The sequence below is a fragment of the Erythrobacter longus genome, assembly GCF_000715015.1.
GTDB classification, from domain to species: Bacteria; Pseudomonadota; Alphaproteobacteria; order Sphingomonadales; family Sphingomonadaceae; genus Erythrobacter; species Erythrobacter longus.
The window spans coordinates 1-8,840 of the sequence record NZ_JMIW01000012.1; the positions used below are offsets into that span (position 1 = coordinate 1).

Annotated in this window: 10 protein-coding genes; 4 read left to right on the plus strand and 6 right to left on the minus strand. The window is 50.0% G+C overall.

Annotation, left to right across the window (positions count from 1 at the left end; all coding sequences use genetic code 11):
• Positions 1–72: 72 nt before the first annotated feature.
• Complete coding sequence (locus tag EH31_RS16550; RefSeq protein WP_034962483.1) at positions 73–819, minus strand: hypothetical protein; 747 nt, start codon at positions 817–819, stop codon at positions 73–75.
• Between the two features lie 224 nt (positions 820–1,043).
• Between EH31_RS16550 and EH31_RS17610 the strand changes: the two genes are divergently transcribed.
• From EH31_RS17610 to EH31_RS16570, 3 genes are all read left to right on the plus strand, one after another.
• Positions 1,044–1,268, plus strand: coding sequence for a hypothetical protein (locus EH31_RS17610; RefSeq protein ID WP_152553624.1), 225 nt, complete (start codon positions 1,044–1,046; stop codon positions 1,266–1,268).
• Positions 1,269–1,991: 723 nt separating this feature from the next.
• On the plus strand, positions 1,992–3,425 hold the full coding sequence (locus EH31_RS16565) for a VapE domain-containing protein (protein ID WP_034962489.1): 1,434 nt from the start codon (positions 1,992–1,994) through the stop codon (positions 3,423–3,425).
• Positions 3,422–4,390 carry a hypothetical protein gene (locus tag EH31_RS16570; protein WP_034962491.1) on the plus strand — a complete coding sequence of 323 codons (969 nt, stop codon included), beginning with the start codon at positions 3,422–3,424 and terminating at the stop codon, positions 4,388–4,390. The genes EH31_RS16565 and EH31_RS16570 overlap by 4 nt, the downstream gene beginning before the upstream one ends.
• A 61-nt stretch (positions 4,391–4,451) precedes the next feature.
• On the opposite strand, the gene EH31_RS16575 is transcribed toward EH31_RS16570, so the two are convergent.
• Both EH31_RS16575 and EH31_RS16580 read right to left on the minus strand, forming a co-directional pair.
• Positions 4,452–5,372, minus strand: a complete 921-nt coding sequence (locus tag EH31_RS16575; RefSeq protein ID WP_034962493.1) for a DNA N-6-adenine-methyltransferase — start codon at positions 5,370–5,372, stop codon at positions 4,452–4,454.
• Positions 5,373–5,541: 169 nt separating this feature from the next.
• Positions 5,542–6,480 (minus strand): STM4504/CBY_0614 family protein, encoded by a 939-nt coding sequence (locus EH31_RS16580; RefSeq protein ID WP_034962495.1) that lies wholly within the window; start codon positions 6,478–6,480, stop codon positions 5,542–5,544.
• Positions 6,481–6,482: 2 nt separating this feature from the next.
• Between EH31_RS16580 and EH31_RS16585 the strand changes: the two genes are divergently transcribed.
• Positions 6,483–6,668, plus strand: a complete 186-nt coding sequence (locus EH31_RS16585; protein WP_034962497.1) for a hypothetical protein — start codon at positions 6,483–6,485, stop codon at positions 6,666–6,668.
• Positions 6,669–6,797: 129 nt separating this feature from the next.
• Here EH31_RS16585 and EH31_RS17680 read toward each other — a convergent pair whose 3' ends face one another.
• The 3 genes from EH31_RS17680 to EH31_RS16595 all read right to left on the minus strand — a co-directional run bounded on the left by EH31_RS17680 (position 6,798) and on the right by EH31_RS16595 (position 8,602).
• A complete protein-coding gene (locus EH31_RS17680) occupies positions 6,798–6,962 on the minus strand; it encodes a hypothetical protein (protein ID WP_161782172.1) in 165 nt (54 codons plus the stop codon).
• A 176-nt stretch (positions 6,963–7,138) separates the two neighbouring features.
• Positions 7,139–7,615: a hypothetical protein gene (locus tag EH31_RS16590; RefSeq protein ID WP_034962498.1), complete on the minus strand. Its 477-nt coding sequence runs from the start codon at positions 7,613–7,615 to the stop codon at positions 7,139–7,141.
• 228 nt (positions 7,616–7,843) lie between these two features.
• The gene (locus tag EH31_RS16595) at positions 7,844–8,602 is read right to left on the minus strand and encodes a DUF3800 domain-containing protein (RefSeq protein WP_034962500.1); all 759 of its coding nucleotides are present in this window, start codon (positions 8,600–8,602) and stop codon (positions 7,844–7,846) included.
• Between the last annotated feature and the right edge of the window lie 238 nt (positions 8,603–8,840).

Below are 8,840 nucleotides of genomic sequence, written 5' to 3' on the forward strand. Positions count from 1 at the left end.
TTTTCTATTCTGTCAGCCATATTCTGGAACACTCTCAGCCCATGTTCCGAAAACGGTCGATTGTGGAATAGGTCATTTCAACGCTAGCATCTCGATCTCGATTTGTCTCAGGTCTGCGTCAATTTGCTGAGCACGCTTTGCGTCCTTCGTCACTCGTCGTTCGGTCGAGAGTGAATAGGCTTTGCGCTCAAGTTGCTTGATCTTGAATTCCCTATCGCGCTTGTCTTTAGCTTCTCTTTTCGCGTCATACTTTGCGTTTACGATGGCGGCTCCTGTAGCAGCACCCGCTATCGCTGCCCCGACTGCTGCGGCGTGAGACTTACGTGGGGCTGTGGACACGGACTCATTTGGTGAAGCTGTGTTGGTTCCTGCATCGGCATCCTCTTGAAACATCTCTCTTGCCTCATCGTCATTCAGAATGTCGCTCTTTAGCTTCTGAAACAGTCCTTCATACAGTTTGATCGCTGTGTGGAAGTAGAAGGTGAGAAGTCCCGATATCAGAAGGATCACGACCGAGACGAGGAATGAAGTGAGGCTCTTTGCGCCCATAAGGCTGAGAAGACAGAATGCGAAAGCCAGAACGCCAACAACCCTCTTTTTACGAAATGAATCGAGCCTAGTTTTTACATGAAAGACGTTCTCGGCGTAATTTCGAGTGAAGCCATCTTCTGATATTTTCTTATGGTGATATGACCATATCAATCGTCTGGCGTTGCCGAATATGATCTTCAATTTTTCGGTCGCGGTGCCTTCGATGGGCTGGATTTCGAAAAGCCCATTGGCATCTTCGGCAGAATGCTCGAATTGATCATCAGACATCACAGTTGCCTTCTTTGAAAACTGATTTTGATATTGAGGTGAACCATCTGATGTCCCGCCGCTAGAGGGCAGGCACTAACGCAGACATCGGAGCGCTCTTAGCGTTTTGCCCTTTTCTCGCGTTTTGCGATGGCTTCTTCCAACAATTCGCGCACAAAATCCCCCTGCCGCGTGTCGCCACGCAGAGCGTCAAGCCGCGCTTTAGTCCCTTCGGGAACACGCACATGCAAGGCTTCAAAGAAGATTTTTGGCTTGGTCACGCAACCCTTAATAGCGGTATCGCTTTTCTTCATAAAGCTCTCTTTGCCGAAATTGATTTGACGCATAAGCGATACCGCTTAAAAAGCAAGATGATCAAGATCGGAGAAGCTAACGATGCAATACAAAGTCCAAGTAAGACCGAATGGGAAAGGCAACTCCATCGTGGTGAGAATCGAGGCAAAGACTGATCCCGATGCCCGAAGGATAGCGGAAGCCCAATATGGCAAAGGCAATGTCCTTGGAGTTGCGCGAGCCTGACATCTCGCAGGTGAATTCGCTGTTGCTGCAGTCAAGGAGGTCGATGCGACAATAGAGATCGATCAACATTCGCGACAGCAAGAGCGCACTCCTCACTGATCGTAGCGGATGCTGTCCGCCCTGCGTTCGGTCAACTGCGGCAAAGCCATGATCGGCGCGGATGGACTCCTGCTGCGCCGAATGCATGCGTGTAGACCTAAACGGGAGTATTGCCCTTAGTATTTACTTTTGGATTATTTTTTAAGAGAAGTTATTTAATTTAGATTCTGGTATGCACGACATACAATAAACTTCGAGAGCGGCGGCTCTCAGCCATTTTTTAGTGTATGGCTTAGTATGCATAATCCGTGCACTCGCGATACACAAAACCCGATCCGATCTCCAGGGCTGACCAGACATACCGCGCCAATCCCTCAAAACATCGGCAGTTTGGCGGGTAGTGCATCCCACTGGGCACCCTATCCCTATGCGAGTTTGCACAAACTGCATTTTAATATTGAGATGCAAAATACACCTTTGATATAAGTAAATAAGCGAAAGTGTTCCCGCACAGTCAATTTCTTTTCAGGTATTCGCATATTCAGCGAATAATTGTGAGGCGGCGGCGGGAAACGCTGCCTCACAATTTTACTTGGAAGGATTTTGTATCAAACATGACGATGAACACAGAAGAATACGAAGCTCAACTCAGTGCGGAGCGGGAGTATTGGTTAGAGCGTGCAGCTAAGAATCTAGACGTCGATGGTGCGCTGGATAATCTCGATTTCGAAAACCCCGTCACCGACGATCATCTCTCAAAACTTGTCGCCGCTAAGATCACAACTGTTGCAAAGATTTCAAAAGCGCGCCGTGCGTTCAGGGCAAATGCTGAGCGCGATCAAAAGATAGCGGCTGTAACTGACTCCATCCTTGGTGAAGACCCCTCAACACCATCTGGTTTCGTTCTGGGTAGGCTGAGAAAACTATCGACCCGCGTTAGTTTCAACGGCGACATTCACCAAGGGTCACACAGCATTGACAGCGAGACTATCAAGCGTGAATGCCGAATCTCGGCGCGTAACGCAGGCATGAACGCGGGGGACTACGGTGGTATCAATGACGCGGTTGAGCAGTGGATATATGATGGTCGCCAACAGGCTCTCAAAGAGACAGTCCAGCGCTTGAAAGTTCGACAAGATTTTGACTTCGATGATCTTGCCAAGACCTACTTCGTTGAAACCGAACTCTGCGACTACAAACTCATAGCTGCAATCCTGAGAAAGTTCGTCCACCAAGTTCAAACCAAGTTTGCAGATAGACCTGTTCAGCATCATTTGATGCCCGTGATTTTTGGTAAGTCTGGCGAGGGCAAGAGCTATCTGGTCAACCAAATGATTCAGCCAATCTCTGACTTCACTGGCTACACAAACTTTCAAGCGCTTACGGATGATCGGAACATTTGCTTGTTCGAAAAGCGCGTGTTGGTCCTTGATGAGATGGACAAAGCGGCTCGTGCCGACATCGAGAGCATCAAAAATATCATCACAAGTGATACGATTGAGCGTCGCCCAATGCGCTCAAACACCACCATGACAAAACGTAATGCAACTACGCTAATCGGAACAACCAATCGTTTGCTCAGCGAGGTGATTGCTGATGAAACATCCACCAGACGCTTTGCTCAACTTACCTTCAAGAACGATGTGCCTCATAACGAGATTGAGCGATTCAGCTTCGAGAATATGTGGTGTGCAGTCCAAGCGGATGATGCAGAACCTCTCGCCGATCTTCGCGAAGAGCTACACCGTCATCAGTCTCAAAGTTTAGTGCTTGGTCCAGTCCAAGAATGGCTTACCGAGAACCGCGACCAAATCTCTTCTGGAACCTACACCACTTCCAGTCTCTTTGACCTCTTCAGAAACTTTCGTGAGAACGCGATTACGGGGCGCGATATGGCACCGCGTTCAATGTCCAGATTCAGTGAAGAACTTCGAAGGGCAATTGAGCAAGATCAGAGTTGGAAGATTACAAAAGTGCGAACGGCATCTGGCTTTCGTTGGCACGTCGAATCCCGCTCAACGCAACTCCTAAAGGTGGTGGGATCATGACCTGTCTGGTTCATGCGTCGGGCGGTGGTTCAGATCGACCGCTTCTTACTAAGGTTATCACACCGACTGAAATCCAGAACTTTGATAATGTCGCGAAGTTCGATCTACACAATCTCGATATCACCACATTTGATGAGCTAGTGAGCCTAATCGACTGGCTCTCAAAAGAACCGCACATGGCGCTAATCAGGGGGCAGGCTATCCGGGAGGGTCCGAACCAGTTTCGCCGCTTGAGACCCCGCGCTGGCGCTCCTGCGACAATTCGTGCAAGCGCTGAGGGTGAGCATTGGATCATGCTGGACATCGACAAGTATGTCTTGCCTGATTTTATCGATGATAAGGATGAGATGATTGACCTGATCATTAGCGAGCTTCCTGCACCGTTTCAGGATTCCAGCTTCGTATATCAATGGTCATCAAGCTCATTCGTTCACGGCGATGTTAAGACCGTAAGCATTCACCTGTTCTTCGCGCTCAAACGCCCGCGAACGTGTTATAACCTTCACACCAGAACTATGAGAGGCGACTGGTCAAGCGGGTTAATTGACGCTGCACCATTCAACCCGATTCAGCTTCACTATACGGCATCACCAATCTTCAAAGATCGAGTCATTGATCCGCTGAGTGATAACCGAACGGGTGTGCGTTTCGACCGAAATGATACGGTTGATCTCAAACCTTTCGTTGAACCGAGAACTAGCCCAAACTTTAGGACAGGTGGCGCACCTCTTGTCCAAGATATCGACGGGCTTATCAGTGTCATTGGAGATGACGGTCATATTCACGCCGCCACCAGAACCGCAAGCTATGCTTATGCGCGCCAGACACCATTCGCTCTGCGCTCAGACGACACCTTCATATCAAAGGTTATGGAACAGATCGCTAAAGCTGGACGAGGCGATGACTATTCCGAGCACTATGTCAAGCGGATGATCGATACGGCTGTGGTCAAGATCACGCGGTAAGACCAACACGAAGAGCCAATAGATCATTTTGTCGCAGACGAGCAGCCCGTAACTCTTTCCATCAACCAGATCGCCGCGTTGTATCCACATTCCGCATCGGAATCTTGATCGATGGAACACGCGTCATGAAGTTACCGATCTCATCATCACTATAGCCCCATACAACTAGCGTGAGCGCAAAAGGCGCACGGTAACTCGGACTCGTGCTGTCCTCTCTTACGAACCTGAGCCTTTCACGAAGAACCAATGTGATAGCATTGCACGCAGCCAAATCGAAGTATGCACGCAGGTCCAAGCGAGAAGCAGGCAGCAGAAAGATCATCTTCGATACTTCTTTGTTCCGCCAAGCCTCGTTCGCTCGCTCCAACCATGGCGCAAGATGCGAGAAGGGAGGATTAATCCACACCAGACCATCAGTTTGCCAGCAAGCCTCTAATCCGTCTTCTGGAAGAATGATCTTGCGTTTGGCTTGAATTGGCGCTGCCGCATGAGAGCATGGGTCGAGGGCAATTTCACCGAATGCTCCAACGATCTCGTTCAAGAACTCGATTGGCGTGAAGCGTGAGTCAGCTTCTGAACTTTTCGAACGATCATAGTCCCAATAGGCTCGCGTAACGGGTTGCCGCATTGCGTTCGGAGCGACCACTTCAAGCATTTTAATCAAGCTTGCAATTGAGCCTCCACCCGCTTCAACTGCTTCGATTGTTCTCGGGTCCAGATCAGTTTTCAATGCGCATTGTGGAACCGACCAACCGCGTTTCCGTCGAGCGGTCTTCAATTGCTGGACAATGGTCTGTCCCTTCGCGACTTTGGAAAGACGCAGCGAGACCAGAGGCATCACTTGCAGGAGCAATTCGACGCTGCCGACGCCCGCTTCGAGCCGTGTGATCTTTAAGCGCGGGACATCAAGCCTCTCAGCCAAAGCCCGTTGAGATAGCCCGCAGTCTTCTCGTGCGGCGGTGATCGCGGTGCATAAATCCATACAGCTTGGTATCAGATTCTGCTGAATCCGAAATGCTTACTACCCATGGACGCTTGAAGCTTACTGGTTGGTCACAGCCCCTCGGTGCCGCAATATAGGACCTGTCGTCCAAGCCCTCGTTTTCTGCCGCCGTTATGAATTCTGCCCGCTGCACGCCCGACCCGTTGACCTACAATTCAGCCAAGAAGACTATCACAGCCGCAGTCTGGTGGAGTTGATAGGCTGCCAACGCCTTGGGAACCTCTACAGGCTCAGCGCCCTGACCGTGTCCTGATGTCTTGTTTCTGACAGTCGGGATTCCGCTCTCAAGAAAGGTGCGCAAGCTTCCAAATTGAGTTTGCATGAATGCTGGAATGTAATCATTATCCAACAGAGCGTTAATGAGAGCCTTTGCAGTGGCGTTTGGGTCCAGACCCCACTTCTGCTCATCGGCAATCGACTTCATCACGCTCTCGAACGCTTTTAGACAATTGGAAATGCAGTCTTTGTAGTCGCCAACCTTGTAGGCATCATGAGCCTTCCGAAATTCCTCATTAGCACCAGCAAAACGCTTCTCTGACAGCACCCGCAAGGCTGGCACGGTCATCTCAACATGGGTGAATTCCGTGGACTTCTCCATGATGTTGCCATCTTCAATCGCAAAGCCGATACCACTCTCTTTGAGGCGGGCATTGATTGTCTCAACTGCGTTCTGCATCGGTTTGTATGTTCGCGTGAGTCGATCCTGTGATATTTCAACGATCAAGAACGCGTGCCAGAGTTCAATAACATCTAAAGCCCTGTCAATTTCGGCTGTGTGCGAGAAATATGTTTCAACATCTTCTTCTGACCTCCCATCTCGTTCTGTCAGCCGATAAACGCCAAGGTCCTCTAACAGCACTTCTTTTACACATTTCCAAACTTCGAAACCGCTTGCGCCAGCCTCCCCGATTGCGCGGTTCATAGTTTTGAAGAGAGATATGCGAACGGTAGTCGCGATCTTATCATGAGTGTAAACGTCTGGAACATCACCAGAAGAAAGCCGTTTTCGACGACTGTAAAGGTTTGGAAGTGCCATAGCTTGCCCATAGAAGGTGTTGCCAAGCCGTATCAAGAAAAAGGAGATCATTGTTGGCGATTGAAGACCACCCAGACTACCCAAAATGGTCAGACGCCTTGGATCAACTGGTAGCTGCTAGGGATGCGATGAATGAAGCGAAAGCTTGCGGTCACACGGCTGAGTTGCCGCGTCTCCAAGCTGAGCTTGAGCGGGCTTTCGCATACTACAACAAAGTTTCAGACGAGATCGTTGATTGACCTTATATGGCGGGTGGCAGATGCGCTCATTAGAGTCTGGCAGCGGGAATTGTCCTCGATCAACAAAGACCACGCCGACGCGTCGACGTGCTTACGGTCTGAACCCATTAGTGAGAGGCATAGAAAGCGTCAGGCGTAGCCAGCAGCGATCAACCGCTCTAGGTTGTGCTTGGTCTTCTTAAGCACATTGATGTGGGTTTCAGTGCGGTCCTGTCCTTGCATGAAGCAACGCATACCGCGCTTGAAGTAGCTGAGGTTGCGGTCCACGTCTGCGAGTTGTTGGCGATAGGTCATCGTAGTCTCCTGTCTACCGGTTGTGCCCCGTTATACCACAACGCGATTCAGCGAAACTAGTCCCTACTTTTCCGCTATCAGTCATTCGAAGTTTGCCACCCCGTCTTCTACAATGCGGCAATGAACGCTGAAGAGATGACCAATTCGCTTGCTTGATCTATGGCGTGCAATAACTCCTATACAAGCGCTTCCAAAACCAAGTTGAGTTCCTCCATCTCATCGCGTCGGAGCAGGTCCAGACCAACCACGCGATCACCGAACCAAAGCCCCGCGTCAAACACATCGGGGCGACTTCCGCCCGATTGAGGGAATGACCATTTAGAGAGCTTGAAGATCGCGTGTTCCAATCGAGGTGGTGGACCTTCTTTCCGCCATCCATATTGCTTTGTGCCGTCGATGTAGAGCAGGCGGCGATCTGTGATCACGAGAGCGCCAAGCCCATGCACATCAGGATAAGGCACAAGCTCCTTATCCATCCAGTTAACCCAGTTCTTGACCATATGTGCAGCGGCATAGCGAATGGCGCTCAACTCATTTTCTGGGAGGGCTTCTCGGATGAGCGCAACAGAGTTCCTGATCGCATTCTCCTCCTTTGGAAACTTGGCGACCATTGCGGGGATTGCAGCTTCCAGATCAATCTTGGTCTTAGTCATAGATACGATCTAGCGGACGGAGCGCATTCCACAAATACGTCATTGCTTTTGACCCAGAACTACAGCCTAGCAGAACTCACCAGAGGGCAGGGTGCATCGTGGCGGGATGTTCATGCCAACCCATAAAGCAGTGCTGTGAGTCCGTGCTCCAACGCATTCGTGACCATTTTCATCAGCCAATTACTGAAAAAAGGGACACCTCTCTTCAAAGCTCGACCGAAGGATCGATTAGCGCGGAACCCTAAACGGGTTCTCAGTCTCAAATTCTTCAAGCGTTGCTGTCCGCAATTTCATGCCTCTTGGAGTGATCGCTTCAAGGTGCGGAACTTTGGTATGGATTCGTTTGAGTATGCCCTTTGTAGGTAGGCTGTTTCCTTTGCCTGTGGCGCAGGCAAGAGCAGCCCTCCGGCGCGAGTGAAATGCCAGAAAATCTGCAAGCTGAATGGCTCTAGAGCTATGCTTGTCGACAAACTCAATGGACTTGAGCGTCCCATCGTAGTGCTCATTCTTGGACATTCTGTGGAAGTATTGTTCAATCTCATCGTTGTTTCTGTGACCACTCTCAACCTTGAAGGCTAACCCATGCTCTTGGATGAGTTGTGACAACGGATTGCCGCTGTGGAGCTTGAGCAAGATCGCCGCAAAAACTACGCCAAAGAGAGACATCCGCTCGTTGCCAGTGGTTTGCTTTTTCACGTCTGACCAGTCTTTCGCCATGCTGAACGCTACGCCCCAAGTCATATGGTTGGCTTTAGCGTAAAGCTCATCAACAAAGCTGTTCTTCTTGATGCGAGACCAGCCTTTGAAGTCGCCCTTGGTGTCATGAAACTCCTTGGCGTGGAGTGTGGTCACATCATAGGCATCACAGACGCTCTGTAAGTGAGCCTCAACAATCTCCCAATTGTCAGCAGTGGCTACATACCCCGCCAGTGTTCCCACGCTTGAAGTCTCCGCGTCACTGTCATCAAGATAGCAAACCATAACCATTTCAAGACAATCTGCGATCCAAACCGAATGCGCAAGTAAAGCGCATGGTCAATCCGCCTAAAGATGGTGCTGAATGGAAACTTTGGCTCTTGTTAAGTTCGGTTCGCATTCGGCTTCACATCCGCGATTGAGTAGAGTTTTGAACGGTATCAAGTGGATCCCCCCCACTGTTCCACAATCGACCGTTTTCGGAACATGGGCTGAGAGTGTTCCAGAATATGGCTGACAGAATAGAAAA

What these genes read in the sequence shown, in the direction of transcription:
- EH31_RS16565 (WP_034962489.1), top strand. Translation starts at nt 1,992, where the DNA reads ATGACGATGAACACAGAAGAATACGAAGCTCAACTCAGTGCGGAGCGG.
- EH31_RS16575 (WP_034962493.1), bottom strand. Translation starts at nt 5,372, where the DNA reads ATGGATTTATGCACCGCGATCACCGCCGCACGAGAAGACTGCGGGCTA.
- EH31_RS17610 (WP_152553624.1), top strand. Translation starts at nt 1,044, where the DNA reads ATGCAAGGCTTCAAAGAAGATTTTTGGCTTGGTCACGCAACCCTTAAT.
- EH31_RS17680 (WP_161782172.1), bottom strand. Translation starts at nt 6,962, where the DNA reads ATGACCTATCGCCAACAACTCGCAGACGTGGACCGCAACCTCAGCTAC.
- EH31_RS16550 (WP_034962483.1), bottom strand. Translation starts at nt 819, where the DNA reads ATGTCTGATGATCAATTCGAGCATTCTGCCGAAGATGCCAATGGGCTT.
- EH31_RS16570 (WP_034962491.1), top strand. Translation starts at nt 3,422, where the DNA reads ATGACCTGTCTGGTTCATGCGTCGGGCGGTGGTTCAGATCGACCGCTT.
- EH31_RS16580 (WP_034962495.1), bottom strand. Translation starts at nt 6,480, where the DNA reads ATGATCTCCTTTTTCTTGATACGGCTTGGCAACACCTTCTATGGGCAA.
- EH31_RS16590 (WP_034962498.1), bottom strand. Translation starts at nt 7,615, where the DNA reads ATGACTAAGACCAAGATTGATCTGGAAGCTGCAATCCCCGCAATGGTC.
- EH31_RS16595 (WP_034962500.1), bottom strand. Translation starts at nt 8,602, where the DNA reads ATGGTTATGGTTTGCTATCTTGATGACAGTGACGCGGAGACTTCAAGC.